The 14,757-nt window shown below is 53.1% G+C and carries 14 protein-coding genes; 10 read left to right on the plus strand and 4 right to left on the minus strand.

Annotated elements, in window-relative coordinates; translation table 11 throughout:
• The first annotated feature begins 249 nt into the window (after nt 1-249).
• Together PsAD13_RS28220 and PsAD13_RS28225 are read left to right on the plus strand one after the other, a co-directional pair.
• Nucleotides 250-543, plus strand: coding sequence for an alpha/beta fold hydrolase (locus PsAD13_RS28220; protein ID WP_208986952.1), 294 nt, complete (start codon nt 250-252; stop codon nt 541-543).
• Between the two features lie 8 nt (nt 544-551).
• Nucleotides 552-986 (plus strand): alpha/beta hydrolase, encoded by a 435-nt coding sequence (locus PsAD13_RS28225; protein ID WP_208986953.1) that lies wholly within the window; start codon nt 552-554, stop codon nt 984-986.
• A gap of 58 nt (nt 987-1,044) precedes the next feature.
• Here PsAD13_RS28225 and PsAD13_RS26145 read toward each other — a convergent pair whose 3' ends face one another.
• Both PsAD13_RS26145 and PsAD13_RS26150 read right to left on the minus strand, forming a co-directional pair.
• Nucleotides 1,045-2,766, minus strand: a complete 1,722-nt coding sequence (locus PsAD13_RS26145; RefSeq protein WP_063319962.1) for an amidohydrolase — start codon at nt 2,764-2,766, stop codon at nt 1,045-1,047.
• A gap of 93 nt (nt 2,767-2,859) precedes the next feature.
• The gene (locus PsAD13_RS26150; protein ID WP_063319963.1) at nt 2,860-4,248 is read right to left on the minus strand and encodes a cytochrome P450; all 1,389 of its coding nucleotides are present in this window, start codon (nt 4,246-4,248) and stop codon (nt 2,860-2,862) included.
• A 354-nt stretch (nt 4,249-4,602) separates the two neighbouring features.
• Here PsAD13_RS26150 and PsAD13_RS26155 point away from each other — a divergent pair, with 354 nt between their 5' ends.
• The 5 genes from PsAD13_RS26155 (at nt 4,603) to cyoD (ending at nt 9,032) form a co-directional block, all read left to right on the plus strand.
• Nucleotides 4,603-5,031: a nuclear transport factor 2 family protein gene (locus PsAD13_RS26155; protein ID WP_208986954.1), complete on the plus strand. Its 429-nt coding sequence runs from the start codon at nt 4,603-4,605 to the stop codon at nt 5,029-5,031.
• 169 nt (nt 5,032-5,200) lie between these two features.
• A complete protein-coding gene (gene cyoA / locus PsAD13_RS26160) occupies nt 5,201-6,127 on the plus strand; it encodes a ubiquinol oxidase subunit II (protein ID WP_208986955.1) in 927 nt (308 codons plus the stop codon).
• Complete coding sequence (gene cyoB, locus PsAD13_RS26165) at nt 6,121-8,118, plus strand: cytochrome o ubiquinol oxidase subunit I (RefSeq protein ID WP_063319965.1); 1,998 nt, start codon at nt 6,121-6,123, stop codon at nt 8,116-8,118. Before cyoA ends, cyoB begins: the two co-directional genes overlap by 7 nt.
• Nucleotides 8,115-8,723, plus strand: a complete 609-nt coding sequence (gene cyoC, locus PsAD13_RS26170; RefSeq protein WP_057461360.1) for a cytochrome o ubiquinol oxidase subunit III — start codon at nt 8,115-8,117, stop codon at nt 8,721-8,723. The genes cyoB and cyoC overlap by 4 nt, the downstream gene beginning before the upstream one ends.
• Nucleotides 8,724-8,732: 9 nt before the next feature.
• Nucleotides 8,733-9,032, plus strand: a complete 300-nt coding sequence (gene cyoD / locus PsAD13_RS26175) for a cytochrome o ubiquinol oxidase subunit IV (protein ID WP_063287574.1) — start codon at nt 8,733-8,735, stop codon at nt 9,030-9,032.
• On the opposite strand, the gene PsAD13_RS26180 is transcribed toward cyoD, so the two are convergent.
• Together PsAD13_RS26180 and PsAD13_RS26185 are read right to left on the minus strand one after the other, a co-directional pair.
• Nucleotides 9,001-10,062 (minus strand): glycosyltransferase family 1 protein, encoded by a 1,062-nt coding sequence (locus PsAD13_RS26180; protein WP_063319966.1) that lies wholly within the window; start codon nt 10,060-10,062, stop codon nt 9,001-9,003. The two genes, cyoD and PsAD13_RS26180, sit on opposite strands and share 32 nt — an antisense overlap.
• Before the next feature lie 18 nt (nt 10,063-10,080).
• Nucleotides 10,081-11,226 (minus strand): NAD-dependent epimerase/dehydratase family protein, encoded by a 1,146-nt coding sequence (locus PsAD13_RS26185; RefSeq protein WP_063319967.1) that lies wholly within the window; start codon nt 11,224-11,226, stop codon nt 10,081-10,083.
• Nucleotides 11,227-11,793: 567 nt separating this feature from the next.
• Here PsAD13_RS26185 and dctP point away from each other — a divergent pair.
• From dctP to PsAD13_RS26200, 3 genes are all read left to right on the plus strand, one after another.
• A complete protein-coding gene (gene dctP, locus PsAD13_RS26190) occupies nt 11,794-12,783 on the plus strand; it encodes a TRAP transporter substrate-binding protein DctP (RefSeq protein WP_063293421.1) in 990 nt (329 codons plus the stop codon).
• Between the two features lie 178 nt (nt 12,784-12,961).
• Nucleotides 12,962-13,468 carry a TRAP transporter small permease gene (locus tag PsAD13_RS26195; protein ID WP_063320079.1) on the plus strand — a complete coding sequence of 169 codons (507 nt, stop codon included), beginning with the start codon at nt 12,962-12,964 and terminating at the stop codon, nt 13,466-13,468.
• 9 nt (nt 13,469-13,477) lie between these two features.
• Nucleotides 13,478-14,749 (plus strand): TRAP transporter large permease subunit, encoded by a 1,272-nt coding sequence (locus PsAD13_RS26200; RefSeq protein WP_063319968.1) that lies wholly within the window; start codon nt 13,478-13,480, stop codon nt 14,747-14,749.
• Nucleotides 14,750-14,757: the final 8 nt, after the last annotated feature.

Genomic DNA, 14,757 nt, shown 5'->3' on the forward strand with positions numbered 1-14,757 from the left:
CACATTTAGCCTCACATCCCCATTCCCCTATCAGAGTCACGGCTTGCCGGGGTAGCTTGAAAGTACGTGTAAAAAGTTCGCACCAGCGGTAGTTTTGATGTTTTATATAATTAAATCAATCTACTACCTGATGATGAGATAAGTACTCTGGTAAGAGTTTCCGTTTCGAAAAGCAGTAAACGGGAAAGCTTGTCCATTTATGTACGCGTTCATGGACACCAAATCGCAATGTACTAACTACCTGATATTATGCATGTTTGTTCATTCCTCTGGCGCACCCTTTTTTGGACACCGCATGGCGCGTGTGAACTTTTTACACGTACTTTCAAGCTACCCCATCATGACCTGCCACCCGGGCCGGAACGCGATGACAAGCTTGTCGGAGTGAGTATCGCGGATTATGTGGAGGATGCCCGGCAAGCCATAGCAGAGATTGGCGAGGCGCCAGTTGTTGTCGGGCACTCGATTGGCGGGGTTATCGCGCAGCTTTTGGCAGCCGAGGGCGCCATAAAAGCAGGGGTTCTTCTCAACACAGCATTGTGAACGGCATTTTGCCGACGACGGACGGGGAGCGCGAACTTGGCAAGCTGCTCATTTCGGCTGGCGCATTTTGGGAGCAGGCCCTGGAGCAGGATTTCGAGCTTCTGACGACGTATGGGTTCAACACGCTGCCGCCCAGTTTACAGCGGGACATCCATGCGCGTCTCTGCTCCGAATCCGGGCGGGTGCTTTTCGAGTTTGTCTTCTGGATGTATGACGTTCGCCAAACCACGTTTGTTGACCCGAACAAGGTCTCTTGCCCCTTGCTCTTCGTCTCTGGAACCGAGGACAAGGCTGTGACGCCAAGCACCGCGCGATTGATGGCGGAGCGCTACGAAAACTCGGATTTCCTTGCGGTCAACGGGGCCTGCCACTACATCCAGTTTGAGGACCAGTGGCCAGAGACAGCTGCCAAGGCGCTCGACTGGCTGAGGCAGAAACTGTGAGTAGACTGCCCGTTTCGGCTGGGCCAGATGCCAGAGGATAGCTAAACTGGCGAGCTTCCTATGTGCTGGTGGGCTCGCTGTCGTCACCCATCATCATTTTCCAGATGGCTTTGATGGCCAGTTCCGGGTCAAACCAGCTCACAAAGCGGGTATCTACGGGTTGGCCGTTGCGGATCGTCATGGCGGGGCGGATCAGGCGCAAGCCCTGTGGCATCATAACCTGAGGGTTGCCGTTGAGCAGAGTGAAGTCGGCCTTCATGCCGACAGCAATCATTCCAAGCGTGTCTTCCTGCCCCAGCTGACGAGCGGCGTTGACTGTCATGGCCTGCAACGCTTCTTCAAGCGTAACAGCCTGATCTGCGCCAACCACCGTGTTGCCACTGGTGGATGTGCGGGACATGGCAGTCTCAACAGTTCCCATCGGGTTCATGGGCGTTGCAGGGTGGTCCCCATGGAAGGTTATGACAGCACCGGCATCCTTTGCATCGCGCACAGGCATGTAGCGATCCAGCCGCTCTTTACCAAACAGGCTTTCCAGCTGATCACCGTAGTGGCTGATATGATCGACAAAGAAACCTAGAGATACGCCCAGATCAGCTGCTCTCTGGATTTGCTCGTTGGTTATAAGCGCGTTGTGCTCCAGTCGGTGCTCTATGTCATCGCGCGGGTCTTCGGCCTGAATGGCGGCAATCGCCATCAACGCCTGATCAATGGCGCGCTCTCCCTGCGCATGCATCGCCACTTGCCCGCTGCGTTTGTGCACGTCGCGGAGTTTTTCCAACAGGTCTGTATCACTCATGCTGAGGTCGCCCCGGTGACCCGTAGACAGGCCTAGCCGTTCCAGCACCAATTCAGAATCTTCATAGGGCTCATGGGTTGCGGCCCCGCCCGTAAACGGTGATCCGTCCAGCCAGAACTTTGCACCTAAGATGGTGAACCGGTCATCCCCGCCAAAGCGCCAGTTGGGAAGCTGGTCCTCTGTCAGATAAACGTAAGTTCGCAGTGGTGGATTGTCTTCCAGCCCAACGCGTTGCAACAAACCAACAGGGTTGGGATGGCGGCCGACAGCGCCCGTCACGCCAATGGTGGTGTAACCTGCCTTGGCGTAGTCAATATAGGTCTTGCGCACCAGCAATTCGACCGCTTCATCTGAAGGGGCGGGAATGGCAGAGACAACACGGTTGATCTCTTCCAGCTCTCTCAGCATTGGGCCGCGGCGCGGGTCAACACCAGCTTCTTTCAGCGCAGCGGTATTGGCGTAAGCCTCGTGCATCATCTGGGTCAGAACGAGCATGGGTTTATCAGGGGAGATGGCGTCCAGCTCCGCCAGTGTTGGTGGAGAAAGATCTCTGATCGCAATCGGATCCCAACCGTAGGCGAGTACCCAGGGGGTTACGCTGAATTCATCGGCGGAATCCTGCAGGGCCTGCATGATCTGCATGCGGTTGTCGTATTTAAAGGCGCTGATGTCGGTGGCTGAGCCCAGCAGGGCAGCTGCAATCGGGTGGGTATGAGGTTCAATCAAGCCCGGGATCAATGTGCCTTTGAGGCGTATGATCTCCACGTCGGCAAGGCCCTCCAACTCCCGCACATCACCAACGGCCATGATCTCGTTGTCATCAACCAGCACGGCCTGCACCTGTGGCAGGTCCGGGTCCATGGTCAAGACGCGGTCTGCGGTGACGATGTATTTGCCGGGATAGGTCGGTGGCAGAGAGTACCAATAGTAGCCCGCAGCAGCTCCGACGATGATAATTACCAACCCAGCAATCCAGCGCATACCAACCTCCCAGTTCTTACCCTTACGGAATGATGCATATAATTGGCGGTGATGCCACCCGATAGTTTCGGGCTATTCGCAGGTTTTGACCTGCTATTGTGCCATATGATGGCGTTTTATGAGTTTGCATCTGATTTCTGAACCCGCCCGCAAGGCGACACCGGATTCTGGAAAGACCTCGTCAGGCTTCATAACTTTGAAACTGTAAAAGCGTGTCAGACGGGCCAGCAAGACGATTGCCTGCACCGTTGCAAAACTGGCGCCTGCACACACGCGGGGGCCAACACCAAATGGTATGAAAGCGCTGGTCATGGGGTCGTCAGCGCGTTCAAACCGGTCCGGGTCAAAGTGGTCCGGATTGTTCCAATAGGACCTGTGCCGATGCACGATCCATGGTGATATAATTATAAGAGCCCCGCGCGGAATCTTGTGACCGCCTATGGTGCTGTCCTCTTCCGCCATACGGGTCATGAAAGCAATTGGTGGATACAATCGCATGGTTTCGCGGAAGACATCCCGTGTGAATTTCAGTTTGGAGATATGCCGGTACTCGATGTTCTCGCCATTGGTAACATTGTCGGTCTCTCTCCTGATGCGCTCCGAATAATCAGGCCGCTGGGAAAGAATGAAAAAGGCCCAGTTGAGGATTGCCGAGGTTGTCTCATGTCCAGCAAGGAAGAAAGTTGCAATGTGATCTACCAGCTGTTCCTTGCTCAGGGGCTGGCCCGTTTGTGGGTGCCGGGCATCAAGCAGCCTCTGGCACATATCATCGTGCTGGCCAAACCGGTTGGCGGTATGTTCCTCCACCAGATCTCGCAGCAAGAGGCGCAATTCATTGCGGAGAAGCTCCGCTTCCTTTGGCATAGGAGTTTTGGGGGCGTCTGGCGTTCCGCGCAAAATCATTTTGCGCGCCCATGTGGTCGTGATGGATTGGTAACGTGAAGACAGCGAAAACACCATGCGTGCGCGGTCATTGTCAACCGGATGCGAAAAGATAGTGCGGAAGATGATATCAGCGGTCAATCGGTTCATTTCATCGCGCAAGCTGATGGTCTTACCGAGTTGCGCCATTTGATCCAGAAAAGACAGAAACTGCGTGCAGGCACTTTGAACATGCTTGTACGCACCACGAATGCTGACATGGGAAAACACGGGGGCAATCATTTCCCGCTGCTCTTCCCATTTGGGACCACTGACAAGAATGGTGCTCTCACCAATCACCGGCTTGAGCGTATCCACCATCACATCGGATTTGGGAAAGGACAGTCGTTTCTCGACCAGAACCTCGTTGACCAGATCAGGCGCGTTGACAAGGAAACAGGGGCGCTTGGTAAAATAGATCCTCTCCATCGGGCTGTTGAAGAATTCTCCGGGAATCAACGTTAGAACGTTGCGCGCCCAGAACACGCGAAACAGACGCAGACCACGAAGTGGCTTGCAAGGCGTGGGAGCCGGTGGCCGATAGAGGATGGAGTCAGGCATGTGTTGCTGCTTCTCCGCGGTACATATCGATCGCGTGACAACTGTGTTTGCTCATTTTCTGCTCTGGACCATGAAAAACAAAAAACGCCAGATAACGCAAAAAACGCATAAACCTTTCAAAATCCACGCAACTAAAACTTCCTGTTATATTTCTAGCACTTAGCTCGCTAATGCTGCCCTAAGGAAACCACGCAAAAATCTGAGTTTCTCTTCATAAATCCTCAAGCAAGCGTGCACTTGTTCTCGTCTCTTCTGATTAGGTTGACCATTACGTCAATATGAGTTTGACTGGAGGGGCTCTGACTCTCCTGCCTGTGTTTTAGGAGAACGAAAAGAGACACCGGGGAGGATAAGATGATGTCGACACCATATTCTGAGCAGTTGCAAAAGTGGCTGGATATGCTGGAGGGTGGCAAGGATCTGGCGAAGTTGTCCGCTTTGATTGCCAAGGACTGCGTGTTTTACAGCCCCGTGGTGCACACGCCGCAACGCGGACAGCAGATGACGGTCATGTATCTTTACGGTGCAGCGCAAGTGCTGGGCGTCAACAACACCTTCAAATATGTGCGCATTCTGGATTGTGGCGACAACGCTGTGCTGGAGTTCGAAACAGAGGTCGATGGCATCTACATCAACGGCGTTGATATGATCCATTGGAACGAGGGGGGCCTGATTGACGATTTCAAGGTCATGCTGCGCCCGTTGAAGGCGGTGACCATGGTGCAGGCGAAAATGGCAGAAATGCTGGAAGGCCTTAAAGCTCCTGCAAAGGCGGGGGGATAAATTGAAAGAGACGGGGGAGTAATTGATAACCATCTCTGTGCTCCCCTCAAAGAATTGGTTCCTGAAATCTCATGGGTCTCAGGCCGTCGGGCCGCGACCTTAAATATTCTGTAATCCCCACCCCCTTGAAATATCCCCGTTAGGTCACCCACTCCTGCGCGGGATTACGATGAAACATTTCATTTCAAAACCTTTCATAACGGGAATAACTCTGCTGGGCCTCCTGCTTGTGTTAGCTGGATGCGGCCTTCAGACCTCCCCGGTTGCCGACCCCAAAGGCCCGATTGCCCTGATAGAACGCGATCTGCTTTATACCGCCTTCTTCATCATGCTGATCGTGGTTATTCCCGTTTATTTTATGGTGTTCTGGTTCATCTGGCGCTACCGCGCAAAAGGTGGCAGCGGTGAATACAAGCCGGACTGGCACAAATCCACCATTATCGAGGTGTTTGTCTGGTCCATTCCAGCGGCCATCATCATCACGCTTGGCTATCTGGTCTGGACGTATTCCTACAAGCTCGACCCCTACAAGAAGATCGCGACGCCGGAAAATACCATCAATGTGCAGGTGGTGGCGCAAGACTGGAAGTGGCTCTTCATCTACCCGGAGCTTGGCATTGCCTCCGTCAATGAGCTTGCCTTCCCCGTGGATAAGGCTGTCAGCCTGCAATTGACCTCTGACACTGTGATGAACTCGTTCCTCATACCCGCACTGGGGGGACAAATCTATGCCATGGCGGGGATGACCAGCGAGTTGAACTTGCAGGCCAATGAGATAGGACGCTTCCGTGGCCGCAACACCCAGTACAGCGGTGACGGGTTTGCCATGCAGTTTTTTGATGCTGTTGCCATGACACCGGACGAGTTTGATGCGTGGGTTGCCAATGCCAAATCGCAGACCAAACCGCTCTCCACCGTGACCTATGATCAACTGGCACAGCCGACCATCGGGCACGACGTGGAGTATTTCTCCTGGGTCAAGCCCGACTTGTTTGCAGAGATTTTGAAGAAGTACGCCCGACGGCCCGAAACCACCTTGCGCCGACACGCACCGGTGACGACCCAACCTGCTTGTGAGGGGGATACACCATGCTAGGAAGATTAGGATTAGACTCTCTCCCCTTCTACAGTGCCATCGCTTTTGGTGGTGCCTCAATCACCGTATTGGGCGGACTGGCCGTTTTTTTGCTGGTCACCTACTTTGGTAAGTGGCGGTATTTCTGGGATGAATGGCTGACAAGCCTTGATCACAAACGCATCGGCATCATGTACATCGCCCTTGCCATGGTGATGCTGGTACGTGGCTTTGTGGATGCGCTCATGATGCGCTCCCAGCAGGCCATTTCCTTGAACAATGATGGATATCTTGCCCCTGAGCATTTCGATCAGGTGTTCAGTTCTCACGGCACAATCATGATCTTTTTCATGGCCATGCCGTTCCTGACAGGCCTGATCAACATTGTGGTGCCACAGCAGTTAGGCGCACGTGATGTGGCCTTCCCTTTCATGAACTCCATCAGTTTGTGGCTGACAGCAGCAGGGGCAGCGCTGGTGATGGTCTCCCTTGTCATCGGCAAATTCTCAACCGCTGGGTGGACCGGTTACCCACCGTATTCCGGCGCTGAGTATAGTCCCGGTGTGGGCGTTGATTACTGGATTTGGGCGCTGCTGGTCAGCGGTGTGGGCAGCACCATGACGGGGATTAATTTTGTCGTCACGATCATAAAGTGCCGCGCCCCCAAAATGCGCCTGATGCAGATGCCCCTGTTCACCTGGACCACTTTATGCACCAGTTTACTCATGGCTTTCGCTTTTCCAGCACTGACAGTTGTTGCTGCGATGCTCGGATTGGACCGGATTCTCGGGTTTCACTTCTTCACCAATGATTCTGGCGGCAACATGATGAATTACGCCAATCTGATTTGGATTTGGGGACACCCGGAAGTTTATATCCTCATCTTACCCGCGTTTGGCGTGTTCTCAGAAGTTGTCGCAACCTTCTCTCAGAAAAGGCTTTTTGGCTACAAGTCACTGGTCTACGCAACAGCAGCTATTACCATCTTATCCTTCTCGGTCTGGCTGCACCATTTCTTCACCATGGGCTCCAGCCCCAATGTGAATGCGGTCTTCGGCATTGCGACTATGATCATCGCCGTTCCGACCGGTGTGAAGATTTTTGACTGGGTGTTCACCATGTACAAGGGGCGGATCATCTTCCACCCAGCCATGTTATTCACCATCGGTTTTCTGATCACCTTCGTGCTTGGCGGCGTTTCCGGCGTGTTGCTGGCGATCCCTCCTGCCGACTTTTTGATGCATAACTCCACGTTCCTTGTCGCGCACTTCCATAACGTGCTGATCCCCGGTGCGGTCTTTGGGTACTTTGCCGGCTTCCAGTACTGGTTCCCCAAGGCAACCGGCTTCAAGTTGGATAGGGCGTGGGGCGTTCGTTCTTTCTGGTTCTGGATCATCGGCTTCTACCTCGCCTTCATGCCGCTCTATGCCCTTGGTTTCATGGGCATGTCTCGCCGGATGGAGCGTTACGATGTTGCCGAGTGGCAACCCTATCTGATCGTAGCAGCAGTCGGTGCCTTGAGTGTTCTGATCGGTATTTTCTGTCAGGGTATGCAGCTTTATGTAAGCATTCGTGATCGGGAAAAGAACCGCGATCTGACGGGTGATCCGTACAATGGCCGGACACTGGAGTGGCAAACCTCTTCCCCTCCTGCCGAGTATAACTTTGCCAAGATCCCGGATGTGCAGGACATTGATGCCTTCTGGGATATGAAGCAGCGCGGCGTGGCTTATGCCCCTGCGCAAAAATACGAGGATATTCACTTGCCCCGGAACACAGGCATTGGTGTCTTCCTAGGTGGTCTCGGGTTCCTCATCGGCTTTGCTGTCACATGGTACATCTGGTGGCTGGTCGCCCTCGGGTTCCTTGGCGTGCTGGCGTGTTTGATAACCCGCGGCTCGCAAGATCATACCTACGAGATTATCCCCGCTGCCGAGATCGAGGCCCATGAGAAGGCCCGCGTCAAAGCTTTGGAAGCCCACAAACCAGCACCGGGGGATTTCTGGTCATGAGCACATACAGCCCTAAAACCACCGGCTCCCCCGGACCGACAGAAGAAACGTTAGATATCAGAGACTTGGGCTTCTGGCTCTACCTGATGACAGATGCGATCATCTTCTCGCTTCTGTTTGCAACTTACGTGGTCATGTTCCAGAACACTGCCACCGGACCGCTGCCGATTGACGTGTTCGACATCAAACACGTCTTTGCCGAAACCATGTTCCTGCTCTTTTCAAGCGTAACGTTTGGCTTCGCGTCCCTTGCCTCTGTCAGAGAGCATAAAAGTCAGGCAGTGTTCTGGCTGATTGTTACCATCGTGCTTGGTATGGGCTTCATATCGCTGGAAGTGATTGAATTTGTTGGCATGATTGAGTCTGGGGCCGGACCGCAGACCAGTGGCTTCCTCACCTCGTTCTTCACGCTGGTGGGAACACATGGCGCACATGTGAGCCTTGGCATGATTGGGATCACGGTGATGATCTTCCAGATTCTCATCAAAGGGCTGACCTCTCCGGTCAAATCCCGCCTCCATCGCCTCGGCATGTTCTGGCATTTCCTCGACATCGTCTGGATCGGCATTTTCTCAATCGTCTACATGCCCGGCTGGCTTATTTAGGAGAGTAAGATGCACCCGCAATCTCACAGTGCAAAGAGGCTGATCACCGGGTTTATCCTCGCGTTGGCGCTCACACTCATTCCGTTTGCCATTGTCTGGACCATGGCGTTTCCGGTTGAACTGACCTTCGGCATCATCGCTTTATGCGCGCTTGTTCAGGTTGGCGTACATCTGCATTACTTCCTTGGCATTGATAGCAGAACCCCGATTGAAAACGTGCTTGCCATGAGTTTTGCAGGCGTTTTGATCTTCCTGATGGTTGGCGGAACGCTCTGGATTATGTTTGATCTGTATGAGCGGATGATGTGAGGATATCCTTGGCTTTCTGAGGTTGCTCTATAGAAAAACTGACGAGGTTATTCAGAAAGTCCTGCGTTGCCCGCTCCCAAGAGAATGTTTTGGCATGAGCGATGCAATTCTCTGGTTTCATTGGTAAAGCACGTTGGATTGCAACTGCGAGATCCTCATCCATCGCCCCAACCGGCTCATCACTAATAATGTCTTTGGGGCCCGTCACCGGATAGGCTGCAACGGGGATACCACAGGCCATCGCCTCCAGATTAACGAGACCGAATGTATCGGTTTTAGATGGAAAAACCATCACATCCGCCCCGCAATAAGCCTTGATCAGATCATCTCCGGTTTTTGCCCCAGTAAAGACGGCATCTGGATAGCGCTTTGTAAGCGATGCCAGATCGGGCCCATCCCCCACCAGAATCTTCGTTCCCGGCACGTTCAGATCTAAAAATGCCTCCAGGTTCTTCTCGGGCGCAATCCTCCCCACATAGAGCATTATTGGTTTGGGAAGGTCTGCAAACATTTCAGAAGGAACAGGCCGGAACTTCTTCAGCTCAACCCCCCGCCGCCAGCGTACCGCACGCTTAATTCCGATACGATTGGCCGTTTCCAACATAGTCTGTGTAGTGACCATGGTGTGGGTGGCTTGATTGTGAAAGGCAATCAACCACTTGTAAAACCAAGCCTCAGGCAGACCGGTGCGCATGGAGGCATACTCCGGGAACTTGGAGAGCCATGAACTGGTGAAGTGATGCGCATTGCGGCGGCAGTATTTGCGAGCGGCCCAACCTAACGGCCCTTCGGTCACCACATGCAATGCATCGGGTTTCAGCTCGCGCAGCATGCAGGAAAGCTTGTAATAGGGAAACAGCGCCAACTTGATGTCAGGGTAGGTTGGCAGCGGCATTTGGTGAAACTGATCGGGCGTGATGAGGATAACTTCATGCCCCAGGGCGGATAACTCGCGGCGTGTGATCTCTAAAACACGAACCACCCCGTTGATCTGCGGGTGCCAGGCGTCGGAGACAATGACAATTTTCATCGGCCTATCCCCGTAAAGTTACCAGAGGGACAAGCAAGGGATTTTGGTCGTATCGCAGCGATCAGAGTATTTTCTCGCAATATCAGTCACTTCCTCAAGCAACCGATCACTCAGCGTGATTGGCTCCAGTCCCATCTCCAGAAATTTGTGATTGGCCACCATCAAATCGTTTTCGGCAGCTTCCTTGCGCGGATTTTCCAGATATGCGATTTCCACACTCGCCATTTTGGCGACCATCTCGGCTAGATCACGAACCCGGTGGACCTCTGTCATCTGGTTGAGGATCTTTACACGATCTCCACGCTCTGGTGGATTTTCGACGGCGAGCTGAACACAGCGCACAGTGTCCTGAATATGAATGAAAGCCCGCTTCTGGCCGCCTGTGCCGTGCACGGTTAACGGATACCCAATTGCGCCTTGCATGAGGAAGCGGTTGAGTACGGTGCCGTAGTCGCCGTCATAATCAAAACGATTGATGAGCCGCTCGTCCAGTGAGGTTTGCTCGGTCTGTGTGCCCCAGACGATACCCTGATGCAGATCGGTTATCCGCAGTCCATAATTCTTGGCGTAGAACTGGAAGAACAGCTGATCCTGCGACTTGGTCATGTGGTAGATGGAACCGGGGTTTGTGGGATAAAGGATCTCCTGCTCGCGCATATCTCCGTTCACATCCAGATGAACCCGCAAGTATCCCTCGGGGATTTCGCAGCCCACCGTGCTGTATCCATAAACCCCCATGGTACCGAGATGCACAAGGTGAGTATTCAGCTCCGCTTCAACGATTGCAGAGAGCACATCATTGGTCGCGTTGAGATTATTTGAAACCGTGTAGCGCCGGTGCCAGGAAGACTTCATGGAGTATGGCGCTGCCCGCTGCTCTGCAAAGTGGATGATTGCATCCGGCTTCTCGTGCTTCAACAACTGCAACAGGCGGTCATAATCTGTGCCAAGCGTTATATTGGCAAAACGAATGGTGTTGCCCGTCAGCTCTTCCCATGTTGCCAACCGCTCACTGATCGGCTCAATGGGAGTGAGAGAGGAAACCTCAAGCTCAACGTCGATCTTGCGGTGAGAGAGATTATCGACAATGACGGTATCGTGGCCAAGGCTGGAGAACAACAGACTCGTGGGCCAGCCGCAAAAACCATCGCCGCCCAGTACCATAACTTTACCCACGAAATCGCCCTTCCCGCCGACTCACCCATGTCTGGATGAGGTAGCATCCGATTGGTACAGACTGATGACCTCGCCTTCTGCGGATGGCGAAAATCCTGCATGATTAGCCCACGTTCTTTCAAGTGGTCACAATGCGCAGTCCAAACACACGCTAGATAAGCACGTGTACGGGTTGGCTTCATCTCCCTAAAATCAAGGGCAAAGATCGCTCAATATGCAGGCAGCAACGCTGTAACCTGAACTGTGCCGCGCACGTCATGTTTATAACTCGGAGAACTTTCGTTTGAATTTGCGGAAATGTTTTGCGGTCGTCGAAACGTAATTTTGAGAGGAGTTGGTGAGATGTAACCCCTGTGAAGTTTCACAGGAACGTAACGGTCACTGGGAGTTCGCCGAAAGGCATCGCAGACAAGAGGCGCCTTTCTAGCCAGCTGGAATTGAGAGATCTGGACAATATAATTACATTTTCTCAGCAATAACGGCCTGTACTTCCGCAAAAAACACTCTCTAATATACCACATATTTCAAGAGGTTTGTTTTGGGAGAGGGACACCAATGAGAGTAAAACTAATTTCAATGCTGGGTGCAGCTGCACTATCCTTGTCATGCGCCACCGCGATGGCTGCAGATACAATTCGCGTTACTTTACAGCTACCTGAAAGCCATAGTCTTGGTCAAAACTGGAATGCCTTCAAGGAAATTATTGAAGAAAAATCGGGCGGTGAGCTGAGTCTTCAGCTGTTCCCGTCTGCGCAGCTGTTTAAGGACAAGGAGGTTCCGGAAGCGGTTGGTTCTGGAGCGATTGAAGCTGGCTCAGCGTTTCTTGGCCGCTTTGCAGGCTCCGTTCCTGCCGTTGAAATCGTCAACCTGCCGTTCTTCTTCCGTGATGAAGACCACCTGAGGGCTGCTGCTGCCAACGGCTCGCCGATGCGTGAGATTCTCGATAAAGCCGTACTGGAAGAAACCGGTGCCCGCGTTTTGTGGTGGCAGGCCTATGGCCGTAACATCTACCTCAACAACGGTGATCCGATCAGAACCCCTGAAGACATCAAAGGCGAAAAGGTTCGGACCTACGGCAAAGTCCTTGGTTGGACTGTTGAAGCCCTTGGCGGGGCACCAACTCTGATGTCTGGTTCCAAGCAATTCCTTGCTTATCAGCAGGGTGCAGTTGATGTGGGCATGACCGGCACTTCTGGCGTAACCAGCCGCAAGCTTTATGAAGTTATGGAGAACATGACCCTCTCCTATGATTTCGCCATTGAGTTTGTCGCTGTGATCAACAACGAGTTCTTTGAGAGCCTTTCAGCTGAAAACCAGCAGATCATTCTTGATGCAGCAGCTGTTGTCGAAAAACAGCTGCGTGATCAGGTGTATTCCGGTGAAGATGCCTTGGTTGAAAGCGTCAAGGACAAGATCAACGTGATCCGCTTGAGTGATGAAGAACGCGCCAAATGGGTGGAAGCAACAGCCTCTGTTCAGGACCGTTTTGTTGAAGCGGCTGGCCCTGTTGGTCAGCAAGCCATTGATGCTGCAAAAGGCATGTAAGATTTACGGGCAGGTTCACCTGCTCAGATCTTCAATTTGATTTGGAAAGGGAGCCATGCGGCTCCTTTTCTCCCATCCTGTTTTAGGATCCCCTTTATTTTGAGGGAGCCGACTGCACATAATGATCACTCCAAACAGTGCGTGTCTGCTCTCCGGAAAATCCATTTGGTGCTCAGCCGTGATTAAGCTCATCGATCATATTTCCGAATTCACTGGCAAGTTGGCTGCCTGGGTGTTTTTCGCAATTGGTTTTTTCATCTGTTACGAAGTCGTCTCCCGGTACGTCTTCAACAGCCCGACCGTGTGGGTGGATGAAGTCTCTCGGATCGGTCAGATCTGGGGGGCTTACCTTGCCGCAGCCTTTGCGCTCAAGCACCGCGAAATGATCGTTATTGATGTGGCCTTTCGACGCCCGGATACAGTGCTGCGTAAGGTGGTTGAGACCTTCTCCATTCTGGTGATCCTGATCTTCTGCCTAACAGCGGTCTGGTACGGTTATGGTCTCTGGCTCAAGTCCACTTTGCGCGGTCACACCACTGATACTTATCTTGCTCTGCCCAAGTGGTTCACGCATGCCTCAGTATGGGTTGGCTTTGCCTTGCTGGGCCTGCAATCCATTGCCGAGGCTGTAAAGATTTGGCGTGACGGGGTGCCTGCTGATGACACCTTGCAACATGAGATCTAGGGGCTACACATGACTGGGTTTCTCATTCTCGCAGCCCTGCTGCTACTTCTTGTTCTCCGTGTCCCGGTCGCATTTGCGCTTGGCTCGCTCGGAGTTTTCCTGCTCTGGTACTTCCCGCTGCCACTGAATGCCGTCCCCCAGCGCCTTTATGGCTCCATGGACAGTTTTGAGCTGCTAGCCGTGCCCATGTTCTTGCTCATGTCCAACGTGCTGCTGAAAGGCGGGGTTGGCAAAGACTTGTTTGCAGCTGTGCAAAGCTGGGTCGGTCACTGGCCGGGTGGACTTGGTGTCGCAACTATTCTGTCTTGCGGCCTGTTTTCTGCCGTTTCAGGTTCTTCCGTGGCGACCGCAGCAACCATCGCGACGGTGGCGATCCCTGAGATGACCTCGCGCGGATACGAGCGCCCGTTTGTGCTGGGTATGTTGGCAGCTGGTGGAACGCTGGGTATCCTCATTCCGCCGTCTATCCCACTGATCCTTTACGGGATTGTAACCGAAAGCTCGATCCCGAAGCTGTTCCTTGCGGGTATTGGGCCCGGCCTGTTTCTTGCCAGTGTGTTCATCGTCTATGGCATGCTCTACTCGCGCTTTAACAGCAATTATGAGCGCATTGAGAAAGCGAGCTGGGTGGAACGCAGACGTGCGACCTTCATGGCTCTGCCGACCGTGCTGCTGGCTGGATCTATCATCGGGTCCATCTACATGGGCATCGCCACACCTTCGGAGAGTGCTGGCATTGGCTTTGTTATGGCGCTTCTCATCACATTCGTCATGGGGCGGATGAACTGGGAGAAGATGAAGGAAGCTACCTATAAATCCATGAAGACCACCACCATGGTGTTCCTCATCATTGCGGGGGCAAAGGTCTTCTCCTACGCCATCACTCTTTATCGTTTGCCGCAGGATATCTCCACACTGCTCACCACCAACATCTCTGAGCCGGGCCTGTTTATTCTCGCCGTTGGTCTGGTGTTGCTGATCGTTGGCTTCTTTCTGGAATCCCTCAGCATGTTGCTGATCATGGTGCCAGTCCTGTTTCCTGCGCTAGTGGGAATGTCCATTGATCCGATCTGGTTTGGCATCTTTTTCGTGGTGCTCATCGAGACTGCGCTGATTACACCACCCGTGGGAATGAACCTCTTTATTATTCAAGCTGTTGGCGGGGCGAAATTGTCAGAAGTCGCCAAAGGTGCGTGGCCGTTTGCACTCATGATGCTGGCAACTGCCGCCCTGCTTTACTTTTGGCAAGGGCTTGCCCTGTATATCCCTTATAACACATAGAAGATGGG

Source organism: Pseudovibrio sp. Ad13, from assembly GCF_001623225.1.
In the GTDB taxonomy this organism is placed as follows: Bacteria; Pseudomonadota; Alphaproteobacteria; order Rhizobiales; family Stappiaceae; genus Pseudovibrio.

Excerpts from the sequence above, each read along its gene's own strand:
- PsAD13_RS28220 (WP_208986952.1), top strand. The coding sequence starts at position 250 with ATGCATGTTTGTTCATTCCTCTGGCGCACCCTTTTTTGGACACCGCAT.
- PsAD13_RS26185 (WP_063319967.1), bottom strand. The coding sequence starts at position 11,226 with ATGGTACTGGGCGGCGATGGTTTTTGCGGCTGGCCCACGAGTCTGTTG.
- cyoB (WP_063319965.1), top strand. The coding sequence starts at position 6,121 with ATGCTAGGAAGATTAGGATTAGACTCTCTCCCCTTCTACAGTGCCATC.
- PsAD13_RS26145 (WP_063319962.1), bottom strand. The coding sequence starts at position 2,766 with ATGCGCTGGATTGCTGGGTTGGTAATTATCATCGTCGGAGCTGCTGCG.
- cyoD (WP_063287574.1), top strand. The coding sequence starts at position 8,733 with ATGCACCCGCAATCTCACAGTGCAAAGAGGCTGATCACCGGGTTTATC.
- PsAD13_RS26200 (WP_063319968.1), top strand. The coding sequence starts at position 13,478 with ATGACTGGGTTTCTCATTCTCGCAGCCCTGCTGCTACTTCTTGTTCTC.
- dctP (WP_063293421.1), top strand. The coding sequence starts at position 11,794 with ATGAGAGTAAAACTAATTTCAATGCTGGGTGCAGCTGCACTATCCTTG.
- PsAD13_RS26155 (WP_208986954.1), top strand. The coding sequence starts at position 4,603 with ATGATGTCGACACCATATTCTGAGCAGTTGCAAAAGTGGCTGGATATG.
- PsAD13_RS26180 (WP_063319966.1), bottom strand. The coding sequence starts at position 10,062 with ATGAAAATTGTCATTGTCTCCGACGCCTGGCACCCGCAGATCAACGGG.
- cyoC (WP_057461360.1), top strand. The coding sequence starts at position 8,115 with ATGAGCACATACAGCCCTAAAACCACCGGCTCCCCCGGACCGACAGAA.
- PsAD13_RS26150 (WP_063319963.1), bottom strand. The coding sequence starts at position 4,248 with ATGCCTGACTCCATCCTCTATCGGCCACCGGCTCCCACGCCTTGCAAG.
- cyoA (WP_208986955.1), top strand. The coding sequence starts at position 5,201 with ATGAAACATTTCATTTCAAAACCTTTCATAACGGGAATAACTCTGCTG.